This window comes from Dryocola clanedunensis (assembly GCF_038405435.1).
Classification (GTDB): Bacteria; Pseudomonadota; Gammaproteobacteria; order Enterobacterales; family Enterobacteriaceae; genus Dryocola; species Dryocola clanedunensis_A.
Window position 1 is genome coordinate 59,953 of sequence record NZ_JBBYHZ010000007.1, and the last position, 17,754, is coordinate 77,706.

Annotated in this window: 15 protein-coding genes; 5 read left to right on the forward strand and 10 right to left on the reverse strand. The window is 54.4% G+C overall.

Annotated features, from left to right (window positions below):
• Positions 1-111: 111 nt before the first annotated feature.
• On the forward strand, positions 112-1,158 hold the full coding sequence (locus AAE045_RS15765) for a PLP-dependent cysteine synthase family protein (protein ID WP_455548542.1): 1,047 nt from the start codon (positions 112-114) through the stop codon (positions 1,156-1,158).
• A 42-nt stretch (positions 1,159-1,200) separates the two neighbouring features.
• Here AAE045_RS15765 and cof read toward each other — a convergent pair whose 3' ends face one another.
• Positions 1,201-2,022: an HMP-PP phosphatase gene (gene cof, locus AAE045_RS15770; protein WP_455548543.1), complete on the reverse strand. Its 822-nt coding sequence runs from the start codon at positions 2,020-2,022 to the stop codon at positions 1,201-1,203.
• A gap of 101 nt (positions 2,023-2,123) precedes the next feature.
• On the opposite strand from cof, the gene AAE045_RS15775 reads away from it, so the two are divergent.
• Both AAE045_RS15775 and queC read left to right on the forward strand, forming a co-directional pair.
• Complete coding sequence (locus AAE045_RS15775) at positions 2,124-3,827, forward strand: SgrR family transcriptional regulator (protein ID WP_455548544.1); 1,704 nt, start codon at positions 2,124-2,126, stop codon at positions 3,825-3,827.
• An 87-nt stretch (positions 3,828-3,914) separates the two neighbouring features.
• Complete coding sequence (gene queC, locus AAE045_RS15780; protein ID WP_455548545.1) at positions 3,915-4,610, forward strand: 7-cyano-7-deazaguanine synthase QueC; 696 nt, start codon at positions 3,915-3,917, stop codon at positions 4,608-4,610.
• Between the two features lie 35 nt (positions 4,611-4,645).
• Here the strand turns inward: queC and AAE045_RS15785 are convergent, their stop codons facing one another.
• The 9 genes from AAE045_RS15785 to bolA form a co-directional block, all read right to left on the reverse strand.
• Entirely contained in the window at positions 4,646-5,044 is a 399-nt protein-coding gene (locus AAE045_RS15785) for a YbgC/FadM family acyl-CoA thioesterase (RefSeq protein WP_455548546.1), read from the reverse strand.
• A gap of 119 nt (positions 5,045-5,163) precedes the next feature.
• Entirely contained in the window at positions 5,164-5,544 is a 381-nt protein-coding gene (locus AAE045_RS15790; protein WP_455548547.1) for a ComEA family DNA-binding protein, read from the reverse strand.
• A gap of 148 nt (positions 5,545-5,692) precedes the next feature.
• Positions 5,693-7,567, reverse strand: coding sequence for a peptidylprolyl isomerase (gene ppiD / locus AAE045_RS15795; protein ID WP_455548548.1), 1,875 nt, complete (start codon positions 7,565-7,567; stop codon positions 5,693-5,695).
• 227 nt (positions 7,568-7,794) lie between these two features.
• Positions 7,795-8,067, reverse strand: a complete 273-nt coding sequence (hupB, locus tag AAE045_RS15800) for a nucleoid-associated protein HU-beta (protein ID WP_455548549.1) — start codon at positions 8,065-8,067, stop codon at positions 7,795-7,797.
• A gap of 210 nt (positions 8,068-8,277) precedes the next feature.
• Positions 8,278-10,632, reverse strand: a complete 2,355-nt coding sequence (lon, locus tag AAE045_RS15805; RefSeq protein WP_455548550.1) for an endopeptidase La — start codon at positions 10,630-10,632, stop codon at positions 8,278-8,280.
• Positions 10,633-10,817: 185 nt separating this feature from the next.
• A complete protein-coding gene (clpX, locus tag AAE045_RS15810) occupies positions 10,818-12,092 on the reverse strand; it encodes an ATP-dependent Clp protease ATP-binding subunit ClpX (RefSeq protein WP_455427198.1) in 1,275 nt (424 codons plus the stop codon).
• Positions 12,093-12,223: 131 nt separating this feature from the next.
• Complete coding sequence (clpP, locus tag AAE045_RS15815) at positions 12,224-12,847, reverse strand: ATP-dependent Clp endopeptidase proteolytic subunit ClpP (protein WP_167612148.1); 624 nt, start codon at positions 12,845-12,847, stop codon at positions 12,224-12,226.
• A gap of 316 nt (positions 12,848-13,163) precedes the next feature.
• Positions 13,164-14,462 (reverse strand): trigger factor, encoded by a 1,299-nt coding sequence (gene tig / locus AAE045_RS15820; RefSeq protein ID WP_455427197.1) that lies wholly within the window; start codon positions 14,460-14,462, stop codon positions 13,164-13,166.
• A 359-nt stretch (positions 14,463-14,821) separates the two neighbouring features.
• Entirely contained in the window at positions 14,822-15,139 is a 318-nt protein-coding gene (gene bolA, locus AAE045_RS15825; RefSeq protein WP_455548551.1) for a transcriptional regulator BolA, read from the reverse strand.
• Positions 15,140-15,442: 303 nt separating this feature from the next.
• Here bolA and AAE045_RS15830 point away from each other — a divergent pair, with 303 nt between their 5' ends.
• Positions 15,443-16,021 carry a lipoprotein gene (locus tag AAE045_RS15830; protein ID WP_455548552.1) on the forward strand — a complete coding sequence of 193 codons (579 nt, stop codon included), beginning with the start codon at positions 15,443-15,445 and terminating at the stop codon, positions 16,019-16,021.
• A 48-nt stretch (positions 16,022-16,069) separates the two neighbouring features.
• Positions 16,070-17,545, forward strand: coding sequence for a muropeptide MFS transporter AmpG (gene ampG / locus AAE045_RS15835; protein ID WP_455548553.1), 1,476 nt, complete (start codon positions 16,070-16,072; stop codon positions 17,543-17,545).
• The last annotated feature ends 209 nt before the right edge of the window (positions 17,546-17,754 follow it).

Genomic DNA, 17,754 nt, shown 5'->3' on the forward strand with positions numbered 1-17,754 from the left:
GCCTTCAGGAGAAAGGTTTTCTCTAATGAAAGCGCTGAACAGGTTAAATGGCAACTTTTTTATCCCGTTTTTGCTTTACGCTAGGCACAAACAGACAAACGGATCCTGACCATGACCAGTAGCTGGGTAAACCACGCCATCAGTGAAATTAACGCCGATTATCAGCGCTCGGCGGACACGCATCTCATCCGCCTGACTTTGCCAGCTTTTCCGGGCATTCAGCTGTACCTGAAAGATGAAAGTACTCATCCGACGGGCAGCCTTAAGCACCGTCTGGCGCGCTCGCTGTTTCTGTACGGCTTGTGTAACGGCTGGATCAAAGAAGGCACGACCATCATTGAGGCATCCTCGGGATCGACCGCCGTCTCTGAGGCCTATTTCGCCCGCCTGCTTGGCCTGCCGTTTATCGCCGTCATGCCCGCCTGCACCGCAAAACGTAAAATCGAACAGATCGAGTTTTACGGCGGCCGCTGCCACTTTGTGGAGAGCGCCTGCGAAATCTATGCTGCCTCTGAAATGCTGGCCCGCGAGCTGAACGGCCACTATATGGATCAGTTCACTTTCGCCGAGCGCGCAACCGACTGGCGCGGCAACAACAATATTGCCGACAGCATTTTCCGCCAGATGGACCATGAGCCGCACCCGGTCCCGGATTACATTGTCATGAGCGCGGGGACGGGCGGCACCTCCGCGACGATTGGCCGCTACCTTCGCTATCAGGGCCACCCGACAAAACTGCTGGTGGTTGACCCGTTAAACTCCGTTTTCCTGGACTACTGGCACCAGCGCGACTGCAGCCTGAGCAGTAAAATCGGCAGCAAAATCGAAGGCATTGGCCGGCCGCGCTGCGAACCGTCGTTTATTCCGGACGTTATCGATGAAATGATGCGCGTGCCGGACGCAGCCAGCGTCGCTACCATGCAGTGGCTGGAAACGGTTCTGGGCCGCAAAGTTGGCGCTTCGACCGGGACAAATATGTGGGGCACATTGCACATGGCCGCACGTATGCGCACGGAAGGCCGGACGGGTTCGATTGTGACATTGCTGTGCGACAGCGGCGAACGCTATCTGGAAACCTATTACAACGAAGAGTGGGTCAAGGCGAACATCGGGGATTTACAGCCGTGGCGCGCTGAGCTACAGAATCTTATGAAGTAAAAAAAGTGGCCGGGTACTCGCCCGGCCTGCTGAAATACCTTGTCATTCGGGGGAATAAGTCAGGTTTGGTGTATCCAGCCAATGCGTCAAATAGTGCGAAACCGCCTGATTACTGCAGTGTCCAATAACCGGCAGATGAGGTAATTCGTTTTTCAGCTGCGCCATCGCGTTGCCCATGACCAGACCCTGTCCTACTAAAGAGAGCATCTCCCGATCGTTCATCGCGTCGCCAAAAGCCATACATTCCTGTAGCGTCATGCCAAGATGCTCGCTTAGCTTGCCCAGCGCCGAGCCTTTGTTGCAGCCCACCGGCAGCACTTCCAGACAATCTGTCGCCGAAAAGCAGAGAAACGCTTTGTCGCCTAACGCCTCGCTAAGCTGAATTTTCAGGCGGCTGAGGTCTTCGTGATCGCCGCAGAAGCAAATCTTAGTGACCTCGTCCATCGACAGGCGCTTGAAGTCGGCGAGCCTGTACCTGAAGCCGCTGTAGACATGGGCGTGGAGCAGTTCCGGGATATCGTGTTCCGTCAGCCAGCCGGTGTCGTTGAACACGTGCATGCTGGCTTTTGTATCCCAGGGCTGATGAATGACGATCCCGGCGGCGTCCGGCGTCAGATCCTGCCGGTGCAGAAGTTCGCCTTCCATGCTGTGGATGCGCGTTCCGTTGCCGGTAATTAAAAAGGCATCAAGATCGATAGAGCCCAGAACGTGGCGCATCTCCAGTACGTGGCGGCCGGTCGCAAAGGCCAGCGTCATCTGCCTTTCGTTACGCAGACGCCTCAGCGTGCGCAGGGTCTGCTCACCAAGGTGATGGTCCGGCATCAGTAACGTGCCATCCATATCAAATGCCGCCAGACGTGCCATAGAAACTCCTGATACTTGCCTTACAAACATGGCTGCCAGTATTGCCTGGCATATACGGAACTAATAGTGAATACTTGATAAAAATTGTTCCGGGTTTAACGATGCGACTGCTTAATCGACTTAATCAGTACCAGCGGCTGTGGCAGCCCACGGCGGGTGAGCCCGTGCAGGCGACCGTAGCCGAACTGGCCGGACGCTGCTTTTGCAGCGAGCGCCACGTTCGCACGCTGCTTAACCAGCTGGAGGCAGCAGGCTGGCTTACGTGGCGGGCGCGGTCCGGGCGCGGCAAGCGGGGAGAGCTGACTTTCCTGGTGACGCCAGAAAGCCTGCGATCCAGCATGATGGAAGAGGTGCTGCATAAAGGGCAGCACCAGAACGCGCTCGATCTGGCGCAGATCGCCCCGGAACAGCTTCGCCACCTGCTTCAGCCGTTTCTGGGCGGCCAGTGGCAAAACGACACCCCTACTTTGCGTATTCCATACTATCGTCCCCTCGAACCCCTGCAGCCGGGCTTTATGCCGGGGCGCGCAGAACAGCACCTGGCCGGGCAGGTTTTTTCCGGCCTCACCCGCTTTGTTACCCACAGCACCCTGCCCCAGCCCGATCTTGCTCATCACTGGCAGGTTTCCGACGACGGCCTGAGCTGGCATTTTTTTATTCGGTCGACGCTGCACTGGCACAGCGGCGAGGCGGTAGAAACCTCGCAGCTGCAGCAGCGCCTGCTGATGCTGTTAACCCTGCCCGCCATGCGCCGCCTGTTCATCAGCGTTAAGACGATCGAGCAGCCCCACGCGCAGTGTCTGCAGTTCGTGCTGCATCGCCCGGATTACTGGCTGCCGTGGCGGCTGGCGAGCTACTGCAGCCGCCTCTCCCATCCCGACGACGCCCAGCTGGGCTGCGGCGCGTTCCGCATTGCGAGCTTTCAGGAGAGTCTCGTGCGCATTGAAAGCCACGAGAGTTATCACCTGAGCCACCCGCTGCTGAAGGCGATTGAATACTGGATCACGCCCGCGCTTTTTGACACGGCGCTGGGAACAAGCTGTCGACATCCGGTGCAGATCGCCATTGGCCAGCAGGACGATCTGGTTCACCTGCGTCCGGTCAGCAACAGCATCAGCCTGGGATTTTGCTATCTGGCCATCAAACAGAACGGCAGCCTGACCCCGCAGCAGGCGAGAATGCTGATGCAGATTGTGCGCAAGCACGAGGTGATTGCTACGCTGCCGGTGGAAGAGTCTTTGATCACCCCAAGCACCGAGATGATCCCCGGCTGGACCATCCCGGACTGGCAAACCCTCGAAAACGTAGCGCTGCCGCCGAAGCTGACGCTGATTTACCATCTGCCGGTGGAGCTGCACGCCATGGCACGGCAGTTAAAACAGCATCTGGCGGCGCTGGGCTGCGAGCTGACGCTGATTTTTCACGATGCCAAAAACTGGGCGGACTGCGCGGCGCTGGATGATGCGGATATTCTGATGGGCGACAGGCTGATTGGCGAAGCGCCGGAATACACCCTCGAACAGTGGCTACGCAGCGATATTCTCTGGCCGCGCCTGCTGTCCGGGGCGCAGTATGCGCGACTTCAGGCTACGCTTGATTCGGTGCAGATCCATCCCGATAACGCGACGCGCTATGCCGGCCTGAAAGATGTCTTCAGCTCGCTGATGAAAGAGGCGATCGTGACGCCGCTGTTTAACTACCGCTACCAGATAAGCGCCCCGCCCGGGGTTAACGGCATTGAACTCAACGCATGGGGTTGGTTCGATTTTACCCAGGCCTGGCTCCCCCCGCCTTCGATGAGCTGACGCATCAGCAAAGAAACTGGTTAGCCACGTTTCAGGGCGTTACCATAGGCGAAACGTAACATTCATTTGGTCATTACAGGATTAGTCATGAAACGTGCAGTTGTCGTTTTCAGCGGTGGACAAGACTCCACAACCTGCCTGATTCAGGCGCTACAGCAGTATGATGAAGTTCACTGTGTGACGTTCGACTACGGTCAGCGCCACCGCGCGGAGATCGACGTCGCCCGTGAACTGGCGCTGAAACTGGGCGCCCGCGCGCATAAGGTGCTGGACGTGACGCTTCTGAATGAACTGGCCGTCAGCAGCCTGACGCGCGACAGCATTCCCGTACCCAATTACGACCCGTCGGAAAACGGCATTCCCAGCACCTTCGTGCCGGGCCGCAATATTCTGTTTCTGACCCTGACGGCAATTTATGCGTATCAGGTAGAAGCTGAGGCGGTGATTACCGGCGTATGCGAGACCGATTTCTCCGGCTACCCGGACTGCCGTGATGAATTTGTTAAAGCGCTTAACCATGCGGTCAGCCTGGGCATGGCCCGCGATATCCGGTTTGAAACGCCGCTGATGTGGCTGGATAAAGCGGAGACCTGGGCGCTGGCGGACTACTGGCAGCAGCTGGACCTGGTACGCCAGGAGACCCTGACCTGCTACAACGGTATCAAGGGCGACGGCTGCGGAGAATGCGCCGCCTGCCACCTGCGCGCCAACGGCCTGAATCATTACCTGGCGGATAAGCCGAAGGTGATGGCCGCCATGAAAAAGAAAACCGGTTTGCAATAACCTTCCCGGGCGTGGTGCTCGCCACGCCCTGCCGGTCACTCCATCATCTGCTCAAGCTTTTCGCGTAGCTCACCTTCAATGGGCAGCGACTTCTGCGTTTTCAGGTCGATGCAGACAAAGGTCAGCAGCGCGTCGGCCACGGCCTGGCCTTCTGGCTCCAGAGTCACGACCTGGCTCAGCACGCCGCTTTTGCCGTTTAGCTGCTGCAGGCTGCTGGTAATGTTCAGCACGTCCCCCAGCACCGCCGGACGGCGGTAGCTGATATTAATATTCACCACGATAAAGGCGATGTTGCGTTCGTTCATCCACTGAAAGCCCGCCGTGCTCTCCAGCCCTTCCCAGCGGGCCTCCTCAAGAAACTCCAGATAGCGGGCGTTATTCACGTGCTGATAGACATCCATGTGGTAACCACGAACTTTGATTTGTGTTTGCATAGCGCGATAACCTTTTAATTTTATTAGGCAGGCAAGATGATCAGGCCACACGAACTGGTATGACCTGTCATTCAGCGTAGCAAAACTTTGCTACTACGCTAGCCAGTACGCACTAACCGCTAAAGTTTTATACGCCCACGGTTACGCTCCACCAGCGCGCTGCCAATCCCCGGCACCTCCTGCAGCTGATCGGCCTCTTTAAAAGGGCCGTACTCTTCCCGGTAGCTGACAATCGCCTGCGCCTTTTTCAGCCCCACGCCGTTCAGCGCCTGGGCGAGCTGTTCTGCGCTGGCGGTATTAATACTCACTACCCCGTCGTCCGGATCGGCTGCTTTAGCTTCGCTCGCTTTGTCTGAGTGTGGTTTCGGGCTGCTCTTTTCCGCCACGGCGGTAGTTTGCACAACCGCGTTACTTTTGGCTGGTGCCGCATGGGCAGGGGTACAGGCTCCGGCACCGGCCAGAACCAGGGTGAGACACAACGCTTTCACTGCTGATTTCATGCTATTTCCTCCATGTGTTTGATAGCGAAGCCACCATAGCGGGAGAAAAAAGCCTGAACAATTGACGGTTTTAAAATGTGGAAAAGGCCGCGAAAGCGGCCTTTGATTTTTGCATTCTGTTGCAGTTATCTGCGAGAGACGCCGAAGATTATTGCTGCTGGTCGACCACGTCGCCCATCTTGATCTTCGCTTCTTTGCGCAGGTTGGTCATCAGCGCTTCGAAAGCGATCTGGGCGTTGTTCTGGGTGATCCCCTGCACCATGGCTTTTTTCTGATCGGCCGGCATGGTCCCCGCTTTCACTTCATCCAGCGCCAGCAGCACCACGTTGCCCTGCATGTCGTTAGCCACGCCGTAGCTCGGCTTGTCTTTTGCCGGCAGCGGTAAGGTGAAGGCAGCCTGGCTGACAGGATCCCGTCCGGTACGGGTCAGCGTTTTCGCTTCGCCGAAGCTCAGACCTGCGGCTTTCAGCGCGTCCTGGCCTTTACCCTGCTTCAGTTCGTTCAGCAGCTTGTCGGCGTCGAGCTTAGCCTGCTGTTCCGCTTTCTGACGTTTAACCTGGGCGATAACCTGGTCACGGACTTCAGCCAGTGGCTTGATCGCTTCAGGTTTATGCTCCGTCACACGCAGAACAAAAGCACGGTCGCCGTCCACGGTGATGATGTCGGAGTTGCTACCCGGCGTACCGTTCTGACCGACCAGACCGCCGTTGAAGATAGCTTCTGATACCGGCTTGAAGTTCAGCTCTGCTGGCAGATTGTCGTGACCAAACCAGCCTGTTTCAACTGCTTTAACGCCTGCAACCTGCTCTGCACCTGCCAGAGATTCGTTATCGTTGCTTGCCGCATCGCTCACTTTCTGCTGCAGCGCGTAGTAGGCATCCAGCGCTTTTTCCTGCTTCACTTTGTCGGCAATCGCGTCATGCACTTCAGAAAGCGGCTTGGTTTTCGCGGGCTGGACATCGTCCAGGCGCACAACCAGGAAACCTACGGAAGATTTGATCACGCCAGACAGCTGGCCTTTCTCTTTCAGAGCGGCATTTTTCAGTTCGTCAGGCGTGGTGCCCGGCTCGAGCCAGCCCATATCGCCGCCGTTACGGGCAGAGATAATGTCAGCCGACTTCGCTTTTGCCAGAGCGGCGAAATCGCCACCTTTGTTCAGCTCGTCCAGAACCGCTTTCGCTTCCGCTTCTGTCTTAGTCTGAATCACGCTGTAGCGGCTACGCTGCGGCTGGGTGTACTCATCCTGATGCTGGTCATAATAGGACTGCACTTCGGCATCCGTTGCGGTTTCCGGCATCGAGGCGGCATCCAGCTTGATGTAGCTGACCTTGAACTGCTCAGGCGCCACAAAGCGGCTTTTGTTTTGCTCGTAGCTGGCGTTGACTTCCTGCTCGGAAGCCGTCTGCTTCGCAGCCAGCGCTGTGACATCAATGGTCGCTTCACGCACCAGACGCTCCTGAGACACCAGGGCCGCCAGTTCGTCGGTTTCGCCATTGAGCATAAAGTCGGTGCCTACCAGCGCGTTAATGAGCTGCTGGGTGGTCAGCTGGTTACGCAGCGCCTGCGCATACTGATCGGCTGACATCCCCATATTGCCGATGATGGCGATATAGCGTGCGTTATCGAATTTGCCGTTATTCTGGAAGGCAGGCTCTTTGAAAATCGCCTGTTTGATTTGTTCGTCGCTGATGCCCAGGCCAAGGTGTCTGGCATACTGATCCATCAATGCTTCGTCGATCATGCGGGAGAGCACCTGCTGGCGCATCTGCTTCATGTAGCCTTCGCTGGAAGCCAGCTCGGAGAACTGATCACCCAATTGCTGCTGCTGGCGGTTACGCTCGCTGGCTACTGCATTTTCGAACTGCCCACGACCAATCTCCTGGCCATTAACTTTTGCGGCATAATTAGCGTTACCGCCAATCAGGTAGTTACCCACGCCAGTCAAAATGAATGACACGATAATCAGACCCAGAATGATCTTGAGCACGACGTGGTTTGCCGCCGCGCGTAAATTGTCCATCATGGTGATACAACACTCCGCTGTAGTGTAATTGGTAAACCCTGCGCAGATGCCAGTGCATCCTTGCGAACGCGCTAAGCTCCGCCGCTGCGCATAAGAGGGCTATTGTGACAAGAATCCCGCCCCAAATCATCAAGCAAGCGTAAAATTAAGCCTGATAAAACAAAAAAGGCACATCTGATGATGCGCCCCTGACAAAGCTTTACGGTTAAGTTAACAGATAGCTAAACTTAGTTTACCGCGTCTTTCAGCGCTTTACCCGCACGGAACCCTGGGACTTTCGCTGCAGCAATGGTGATCTCTTTACCGGTCTGAGGGTTACGGCCTGTACGGGCTGCACGCTCTTTAACCGCGAAAGTACCAAAGCCAACCAGTGCTACTTCTTCTCCGGATTGCAGAGTTTCAGTAACAGAGGCGATAACAGCATCCAACGCACGTCCGGCCGCAGCTTTAGAAATATCAGCACCTGCGGCAATTTTGTCTATCAGTTGAGATTTATTCACTCTTCTCTTCCTCTCGTTATTATTTATATCGTACCCATACCCATCCAGGCACGACCGCGCAGCAGTTATATCAGGCCTGCCATGCCCGCACAACATCCGTTGTACGAGGCGGACTTAGCCAGCAGTCTAACTTAGCGAGACAAAAAAAAGCTGGCAAGTGAGAATTCACTTACCAGCCCGGTTTTTCTTAACTGTATTTGCGTCAGGTCACTATTTTGCGGTTACAACCTGCATTCCGTAGGGTTCATTCTGCAGGGCAAGTGCCAGAACTTCCTCAATACGCTTAACAGGGTGAATATCCAGATCGGCAATCACGTTGTCCGGAATCTCTTCCAGATCGCGTTTGTTTTCATCCGGGATCAGCACCGTTTTAATGCCGCCGCGGTGAGCTGCCAGCAGTTTTTCTTTCAAACCACCGATTGGCAGAACCTGGCCACGCAGCGTGATCTCGCCGGTCATTGCGACATCTGCACGTACCGGATTACCTGTCAGACAGGAAACCAGCGCCGTACACATGGCGATACCCGCGCTTGGGCCGTCTTTCGGCGTAGCACCTTCCGGTACGTGAACGTGAATATCACGCTTCTCGTAGAAGTCGCCATTGATGCCCAGTTTTTCAGCCCGTGCGCGAACAACGGTCAGCGCTGCCTGGATAGACTCCTGCATAACTTCACCGAGTGACCCGGTATAAGTCAGCTTGCCTTTGCCCGGCACGCAGGCGGTTTCGATGGTCAGCAGATCGCCGCCAACTTCCGTCCACGCAAGACCTGTGACCTGCCCAACGCGGTTCTCGCTGTCTGCACGACCATAGTCAAAGCGCTGTACCCCAAGGAAGTCCTTCAGGTTGTCGCCGTCGATGGTGATGTGCTTAAGCGTTTTATCCAGCAGCAGCTGTTTGACCGCTTTACGGCACAGCTTGGAGATTTCACGCTCCAGGCTACGCACGCCCGCTTCACGGGTGTAATAACGGATGATGCCGGAAATCGCGCTGTCTTCAACCGTCAGCTCGCCTTTTTTCAGGGCGTTACGCTCGATCTGCTTCGGCAGCAGGTGCTGTTTGGCGATGTTCAGCTTTTCGTCTTCGGTATAGCCGGACAGACGAATCACTTCCATACGGTCCAGCAGCGGCGCCGGAATATTCATGGAGTTAGAGGTCGCAACAAACATCACGTCGCTGAGATCGTAGTCCACTTCCAGGTAGTGATCGTTAAAGGCCACGTTCTGCTCTGGATCAAGCACTTCGAGAAGCGCCGACGCCGGATCGCCACGCATGTCGGAAGACATTTTGTCGATCTCATCAAGCAGGAACAGCGGGTTTTTAACGCCAACTTTCGCCATTTTCTGAATAAGCTTGCCCGGCATCGAACCAATATAGGTACGACGGTGGCCGCGAATTTCAGCTTCATCGCGCACGCCGCCGAGCGCCATACGGATGTATTTACGCCCTGTCGCTCTCGCGATGGACTGGCCGAGGGAGGTTTTACCCACGCCCGGAGGCCCGACCAGGCACAGAATTGGCCCTTTGAGCTTGTTCACGCGGCTCTGTACTGCGAGGTATTCAAGGATACGATCCTTTACTCGCTCCAGACCATAATGGTCGGTATCCAGCACTTCCTGAGCCTGACGCAGGTCTTTTTTAACCTTGCTGCGCGCGTTCCACGGTACCTGCACCATCCAGTCGATGTAGCCACGGACTACGGTTGCTTCCGCAGACATTGGCGACATCATTTTCAGCTTTTGCAGCTCCGCTTCGGTCTTTTCACGCGCTTCTTTCGGCATTTTAGCCGCGTCGATTTTGCGTTTCAGCGCCTCGTTTTCATCCGGCGCGTCGTCCATTTCGCCGAGCTCTTTCTGAATGGCTTTCATTTGCTCGTTCAGATAGTACTCGCGCTGGCTCTTTTCCATCTGCTTTTTAACGCGGTTGCGAATGCGTTTCTCAACCTGCAGCAGATCGATTTCGGATTCCATCATCGCCATCAGGTATTCAAGACGTTCGTTAATATCGGACATCTCGAGTACCGACTGCTTGTCCGTTAGTTTCAACGGCATATGCGCGGCAATGGTGTCTGCCAGACGTGCAGGATCATCGATGCTATTCAGCGATGTCAGCACTTCCGGCGGGATTTTTTTGTTCAGTTTGATGTAGCCTTCAAACTGATTAATAGCTGTGCGTACCAGGACTTCCTGCTCGCGCTCTTCAATAACCGGCGAGTCGAGGTATTCCGCCTGGGCGGCGAAGTGGTCGCCGTTGTCGGAAAGCGTAGTAATACGCGCGCGCTGTAAGCCTTCCACCAGCACTTTTACCGTGCCGTCCGGCAGCTTCAGCATCTGCAAAATAGACGCAACGGTACCTACTGAGAACAGGTCGTTAACACCCGGCTCATCCGTCGAGGCCTCTTTTTGCGCCACCAGCATGATTTTTTTATCGTTGTCCATGGCCGCTTCCAGGCAGCGAATAGACTTTTCACGCCCAACAAACAGTGGAATGACCATGTGCGGATAAACCACCACATCGCGCAAAGGCAATACGGGGATTTCAATGCGTTCAGAACGCTCAGGATTCATAGAGCTCTCTCTTAGTTTAATTTCCGCCAGGTGATGGGGCGATGCCTCCGCTCTTATGGCATCGACCTGCAAGTAAGTCAGTATATGGGGATGTTTCCCGGGCATTCAATGCCGGAATCGCAGGAAAAATAAAAGGGGGATAAAAATCCCCCTTTTTATACTAACTGACTGGTTATTTTGGCGAATTATTCACCAGATGCCTGTTGCGCTTCCGGCTTACCGTAAATCAACAGCGGCTTGGTCTGGCCGTCGATAACGGACTCGTCGATCACCACTTTTTCGACGTCTTCCATGGAAGGAAGATCGTACATGGTATCGAGCAGCGCGCCTTCAACGATAGAGCGCAGACCACGAGCACCGGTTTTACGGGCCATCGCTTTCTTGGCGATAGCGTCCAGCGCTTCGTCGCGGAATTCCAGATCCACACCTTCCAGATTAAACAGCGCCTGGTACTGCTTGGTCAGGGCGTTTTTCGGCTCTTTCAGGATTTGGATCAGGGCTTCTTCGCTCAGTTCGCTCAGGGTGGCTACCACCGGCAGACGACCGATGAACTCAGGGATCAGACCAAATTTGATCAGATCTTCTGGCTCCACCTGGCCCAGCAGCTGGCCTTCGCTGGCTTTTTCAGACTTGCCTTTCACCGTTGCGCCAAAGCCAATGCCGGAACCGGTTTCAACGCGGTTGGCGATAACTTTGTCGAGGCCGGCAAATGCGCCACCGCAGATGAAGAGGATCTTGGAGGTATCAACCTGCAGGAACTCTTGCTGCGGATGTTTACGCCCGCCCTGAGGTGGAACCGCCGCGACTGTGCCTTCGATCAGTTTCAGCAACGCCTGCTGCACGCCTTCGCCGGACACATCACGGGTGATGGACGGGTTGTCAGACTTGCGGGAGATTTTGTCGATCTCATCGATATAAACGATACCGCGCTGTGCTTTCTGCACGTCGTAGTCGCATTTCTGCAGCAGTTTCTGAATGATGTTTTCTACGTCTTCACCAACATAGCCCGCTTCGGTAAGCGTTGTGGCATCAGCCATGGTGAAGGGAACATCCAGCAAACGCGCCAGGGTTTCTGCCAGCAAGGTTTTACCGCTACCGGTCGGCCCGATGAGCAGAATGTTACTTTTGCCCAGCTCAATGCCGTTGGTGCTGTCGCCGTTGCGCAGACGTTTGTAGTGGTTGTATACCGCCACCGCCAGGACTTTCTTAGCCTGTTCCTGACCGATGACGTAGTCATCGAGGTGGTGACGAATTTCATGCGGCGTCGGCAACGCGCTTCGTTCGCGATGCGGAGCCACTTCTTTGATCTCTTCGCGAATGATGTCGTTACACAGGTCGACACACTCATCGCAGATATACACCGACGGCCCGGCAATCAGCTTGCGCACTTCATGCTGGCTTTTGCCGCAAAAAGAGCAGTACAGCAGTTTGCCTGAACCGTCTTTGCGCTTATCTGTCATAAAGCAAAACCTCTTTTCTGTTTCTTTGCATCGCTGGAAACGACGCAGGTGCCATTATTGCGGCACAGCCAATCGTAAGCGCCAGAGAGCCGCTACTTCAACTATAGTATACGGCCCGCTGTTTTCGGGCATTAGTTACGGTGAGTCAGAATCGAGTCAACTAAGCCATACTCTACCGCTTCGCTGGCAGCGAGGAAACGGTCACGCTCGGTGTCTCTCTCGATTTCTTCCAGAGATTTCCCGGTGTGTTGCGCCATAAGTTCGTTCATGCGGGCTTTAACTTTCAGAATTTCGCGGGCATGAATTTCGATGTCCGTCGCCTGTCCCTGATAGCCGCCCAGCGGTTGGTGGATCATAACGCGCGAATTCGGCAGGCAGAAACGCTTACCCTTCGCACCGGCAGTAAGCAGGAATGCTCCCATGGAACAAGCCTGTCCCATGCAGATAGTGCTGACGTCCGGCTTAATAAATTGCATGGTGTCGTAGATAGACATACCTGCCGTAATTACGCCACCCGGTGAGTTAATGTAGAGATAGATGTCTTTTTCCGGGTTTTCTGCTTCCAGAAACAGCATCTGCGCCACAATCAGGTTAGCCATATGATCTTCGACCTGTCCGGTCATGAAGATGACACGTTCCTTGAGCAGACGGGAATAGATATCGTATGAACGCTCACCACGCGATGTTTGTTCAACAACCATCGGCACCAGGGCCATATGGGGTGCTAATTGATCTCGTTCGCCACTGTATGACATTTCCGTCTCCTGGAGTAATTAAGCCTTCTAACCTACTGTACTGATTCTACTTCAGACGCGAAAAGAAGACTACGCTCCTTGCGCCCGTTACCTTTGATGGACGGATTATCAGTCAGGGTCGTGTTGTTGGAGCCATCCCCAGTTTATGGGGATGGTTTCGCCCTGTTTCAAGCATAACAACCTTTTCTTGTAACGCTAACCCTGAAACTTCGTTTATTCGTCCCAAAGATGCCATCCGGCGGATAAAAAAAGCCCGCCACCTGGGGGTGACGGGCTTGACGCAGCAAATTTTTGGCGAAGATGCCGAAAATTATGCTTACGCTTGCTGGTTCATCAGCTCGCTAAAGGAAGTCGCCTTCTCAGAGACTTTCGCTTTTGCCAGAACGGCTTCAACAGCCTGCTCTTCCAGAGCAACATTACGCATGTTGTCCATCAGCTCTTTGTTTTTGCCGTAGAATTCGATAACTTCTTTCGGATCTTCGTAGGCAGAAGCCATCTCTTCGATCAGGCCATTAACACGAGCTTCGTCAGCTTTCAGTTCGTGGGTACGAATCACTTCGCCCAGCAGCAGACCAACAACGACGCGGCGTTTAGCTTGCTCTTCGAACAGTTCACGAGGCAGTTCCAGCGCCTGCTGCTCGTTGCCACCGAAACGCTGAGCAGCCTGGCGGCGCAGCACGTCGATTTCGCCGTCGATCAGTGCCGCTGGCACGTCGATGTTGTTAGCGTTAACCAGACCGTCGATTGCCTGAGACTTGATGCGGTTACGCACTGCGCCTTTCAGCTCACGATCCATGTTTTTACGCACTTCGGTACGCAGGCCAGCAACGGAACCATCTTCAACGCCGAAACGCTTGATGAATTCTTCAGTAAATTCTGGCAGTTCACGCTCTTCAACTTTCTTCAGAACGATGTCGAACTTCGCCGCTTTACCTTTCAGGTTTTCAGCGTGGTAATCTTCCGGGAAGGTCACTTCAATAGTGAACTCTTCGCCAGCTTTGTGGCCAACAACGCCATCTTCGAAGCCTGGGATCATACGACCCTGGCCCATTGCCAGCACGAAGTCAGACGCTTTGCCGCCTTCGAATACTTCGCCGTCTACGGAACCGGTGAAGTCGATGGTCACACGGTCTTCAGCAGTTGCGGCTGCATCAGAGTCTTTCCAGGTGGCCTGCTGCTTACGCAGGGTATCCAGCATGGTGTCAACGTCTTCGTCAGTCACTTCAACAACCGGTTTTTCAACTTCGATTGCTTCCAGACCCTGCAGCTCAACTTCCGGGTACACTTCGAACTCTACGGAGTAGGTGAAGTCTTCGCCCAGTTTGTATTCGCCTGGAATATAGTTAGGCGCGCCGGCTGGGTTGATTTTTTCTTTGATGATCGCGTCAACGAAGTTGCGGCTCATCAGCTCGCCCAGAACGTCCTGGCGAACAGAAGCGCCGTAACGCTGAGCAACAACAGTCATCGGTACTTTGCCCTTGCGGAAGCCGTCAATACGAACTTTCTTTGCCACGTTGACCAGCTCGCTTTTTACAGCGTTTTCGATGCTGTCTGCAGCGATAGTAATCGTGAGACGGCGGCCAAGGCCCTGAGTGGTTTCAACTGAAACTTGCATCTTGTTACCTCAAAAAATCACAGTGCTCGGTCAACTCTGGAAGCCGTCTTATATTGCTTCACAGAACCGGGATGTCCTCTGTATCAGAATCACATTCCCTGTCGTCAGAATCGTCCCGAAGACATTCCGAAAAATAAGACGCAGCATTATAGCGGCATCGCTAAGGTGAGTCGAGAACGGCAACGCAACGTCGCTGCGGCCTTTTTCACACTTCACGGGAATTTATTGCCAGATCCCTGCAAAGACCAGGTGAAATCATGGGCAAAACAAAACGGCCCGCAGGCCGTTTTGGGAAACACGTTTAACAGATAGCAACATAAAGGAAAAGTTCCCTCAGTTGCAAACCTGAAAGCTTTTTTTCAGGCGATACTGCCAGCACCACGACACGGCGGAGAGGCAAAAATCGTATCCTGCAGACCTTCCCACTCTTTAATGGTGTAAGTGTGCAGGGCCAGAGCATGAACCGTGTTGGAGAGCTCCTCGCTTAAGGTTCCGTAGATCATGCGATGGCGATTTAAGAAACGCTCACCCACAAAACGATCGCTGACCAGCACAACTTTGAAATGGCTCTCTGAGCCAGCCGGGACATTGTGACGATAGCTTTCATCCACGACTTCCAGGAACACGGGTTCAAAGGCTGCCCTTAATTTTGTTTCTATTTGCTCGCGTACCATCATGAACTTTCTCCTCAACAACGCAGAGATGCCACTCATCCCTTTAAATCTTAGCCGCTTTTAACCGTTTTAATAACGTAACGCCAACATTAATTTAGCTTTCATCCGATTTTATTACCCAACTCGCTGTAGCTTAATGCTATTGCGTTAAAGATTGGGGCCAAAACGGTTCAGTTGCAGCGCTGGTGCTCATTAAAAGCGCAACGCGATGAATTTACGTGCGTCAGGCACTTCCACTGGGCAAACGCGGTGTTATGATGGCGTGTTTTTTCTGCCCGCCCTTTTAAGTACATTGAGATAGCGAACATGTTAAAAAAATTACTTTTCCCGCTGGTCGCCGTATTTATGCTGGCCAGCTGTGCAACACCACCAACCACCATTGATGTGGCACCGACCATCAACCTGCCTCAGCAGGATCCAAGCCTGATGGGCGTCACCGTCAGCATCAACGGTGCAGACCAGCGTACCGACCAGGCACTGGCTAAAGTCACCCGCGACAACCAGCTGGTTACCCTGACCCCATCCCGCGATCTGCGTTTCCTGTTACAGGAAGTTCTGGAAAAGCAAATGACCGCTCGCGGCTATATGATTGGGCCAAGCGCGCCGGTTGCATTACAGATTATCGTCAACCAGCTGTACGCCGATGTCTCCCAGGGTAACGTGCGCTACAACATTGCCACTAAAGCGGACATCTCTATCGTTGCTACCGCGCAAAACGGCAACAAGATGACCAAAAACTACCGTTCTAATTACAACGTGGAAGGGGCGTTCCAGGCAACCAACAAGAATATCGCCAACGCGGTTAACTCCGTGCTGACCGATACCATTGCGGATATGGCCCAGGACACCAGCGTTCACGACTTTATCAAACAGAACGCGCGTTAATTTTTGCCTATAAGCCCGCATCTTGCGGGCTTAAGATCCGAGCCTCGCATGCCCAGTCAGTATTTACGCAAACTTCTTGAGCCGAAATCAGCCATTCTACTGATTCTTGGCTTTGCCTCCGGGCTTCCCCTCGCACTAACTTCCGGCACGCTGCAGGCCTGGATGACGGTCGAAAATATCGATCTGAAAACCATCGGCTTTTTCTCCCTTGTGGGCCAGGCCTACGTCTTTAAGTTTCTCTGGTCGCCGGTGATGGACAGGTATACGCCGCCGATGCTTGGGCGGCGTCGCGGCTGGCTATTAATCACGCAAATCCTGCTGCTCATTTCTATCGCCGCAATGGGCTTCCTTGAACCTGGGTCGCAGCTGCGCTGGATGGCGGCGCTGGCGGTGATCATCGCTTTCTGCTCTGCCTCTCAGGATATCGTGTTCGATGCATGGAAGACGGACGTGCTGTCTGCCGAAGAGCGCGGATCTGGGGCGGCAATCAGCGTTCTTGGCTATCGTCTGGCGATGCTGGTTTCCGGTGGCCTTGCGCTCTGGCTGGCAGACCGTTTCCTGGGCTGGCAGGCGATGTACTGGCTGATGGCGGCACTAATGCTGCCGTGTATTGTCGCCACTATTCTGGCACCCGAGCCTACGGATGCCATTCCTGTTCCCCGCAGCATCGAACAGGCAGTTGTCGCGCCGCTGCGTGATTTCTTCGGGCGCAATAACGCCTGGCTGATCCTGCTGCTGATTGTGATGTACAAGCTGGGCGATGCGTTTGCCATGAGCCTCACCACCACGTTTCTTATCCGTGGTGTCGGGTTCGATGCGGGTGAAGTTGGCGTGGTGAATAAAACGCTGGGCCTGTTCGCCACGATTCTGGGCGCGCTGTACGGCGGCGTATTAATGCAGCGCCTGAGCCTGTTCCGGGCGCTACTGATCTTTGGCGTTTTACAGGGGCTGTCCAACGCCGGTTACTGGCTGCTGTCTATCTCCGACAAGCATATGTTCAGCATGGCCGCCGCCGTGTTCTTCGAAAATCTGTGCGGGGGCATGGGCACCGCTGCTTTCGTCGCGTTGCTGATGACTTTATGCAATAAGTCATTTTCTGCTACCCAGTTCGCACTGCTCTCGGCTCTCTCCGCCGTAGGGCGTGTATACGTTGGGCCAATTGCCGGCTGGTTTGTTGAGGCCCACGGCTGGCCTACGTTTTATCTTTTCTCCGTGTTTGCAGCTGTCCCTGGGATTCTGCTGCTGCTGCTTTGTAAATCCACCCTCGAATACACCCAGCGAACAGATAGCTTTATACCGCGCAGCGAGTTTGCATCTGCCTATCGCCTGGCGTTGAAAGCGCTGACCTTCGGCTGCATGCTGATTGGCGTCTGGCTGGTGATTCTTATTACTAACGCCCTGGGGCTGACTGACTGGGCGTTTAACCTTCAGCTTCTCGAATGGGGGGCGCTGTTTGCCATTGGCGGCGTGGCGATCGGCGCCGTGCTGGACTATCTGGCTTTACGTCGCGCCGCCATGTTGTGAAAAAAGCAAAGGCGCAGCTGAATATATTGCTGCGCCTTATTTATTTAGCGCCGTTATTAATTTGCCGAAATATGCAGCACTTAAATTTACAAATCACTTTTCCCCCGCCTGACGGACGATTTTTTTATTATTCCGCAGCACGCTTATTTCAGCCCATGTACCTTAACGATTCAGCCCGGTGCGAAATTAATTTAGTGATTTTACGTTTA

What these genes read in the sequence shown, in the direction of transcription:
- ppiD (WP_455548548.1), bottom strand. Translation starts at nt 7,567, where the DNA reads ATGATGGACAATTTACGCGCGGCGGCAAACCACGTCGTGCTCAAGATC.
- AAE045_RS15775 (WP_455548544.1), top strand. Translation starts at nt 2,124, where the DNA reads ATGCGACTGCTTAATCGACTTAATCAGTACCAGCGGCTGTGGCAGCCC.
- ampG (WP_455548553.1), top strand. Translation starts at nt 16,070, where the DNA reads ATGCCCAGTCAGTATTTACGCAAACTTCTTGAGCCGAAATCAGCCATT.
- AAE045_RS15830 (WP_455548552.1), top strand. Translation starts at nt 15,443, where the DNA reads ATGTTAAAAAAATTACTTTTCCCGCTGGTCGCCGTATTTATGCTGGCC.
- clpP (WP_167612148.1), bottom strand. Translation starts at nt 12,847, where the DNA reads ATGTCATACAGTGGCGAACGAGATCAATTAGCACCCCATATGGCCCTG.
- bolA (WP_455548551.1), bottom strand. Translation starts at nt 15,139, where the DNA reads ATGATGGTACGCGAGCAAATAGAAACAAAATTAAGGGCAGCCTTTGAA.
- AAE045_RS15790 (WP_455548547.1), bottom strand. Translation starts at nt 5,544, where the DNA reads ATGAAATCAGCAGTGAAAGCGTTGTGTCTCACCCTGGTTCTGGCCGGT.
- tig (WP_455427197.1), bottom strand. Translation starts at nt 14,462, where the DNA reads ATGCAAGTTTCAGTTGAAACCACTCAGGGCCTTGGCCGCCGTCTCACG.
- AAE045_RS15765 (WP_455548542.1), top strand. Translation starts at nt 112, where the DNA reads ATGACCAGTAGCTGGGTAAACCACGCCATCAGTGAAATTAACGCCGAT.
- queC (WP_455548545.1), top strand. Translation starts at nt 3,915, where the DNA reads ATGAAACGTGCAGTTGTCGTTTTCAGCGGTGGACAAGACTCCACAACC.
- AAE045_RS15785 (WP_455548546.1), bottom strand. Translation starts at nt 5,044, where the DNA reads ATGCAAACACAAATCAAAGTTCGTGGTTACCACATGGATGTCTATCAG.
- cof (WP_455548543.1), bottom strand. Translation starts at nt 2,022, where the DNA reads ATGGCACGTCTGGCGGCATTTGATATGGATGGCACGTTACTGATGCCG.
- lon (WP_455548550.1), bottom strand. Translation starts at nt 10,632, where the DNA reads ATGAATCCTGAGCGTTCTGAACGCATTGAAATCCCCGTATTGCCTTTG.
- clpX (WP_455427198.1), bottom strand. Translation starts at nt 12,092, where the DNA reads ATGACAGATAAGCGCAAAGACGGTTCAGGCAAACTGCTGTACTGCTCT.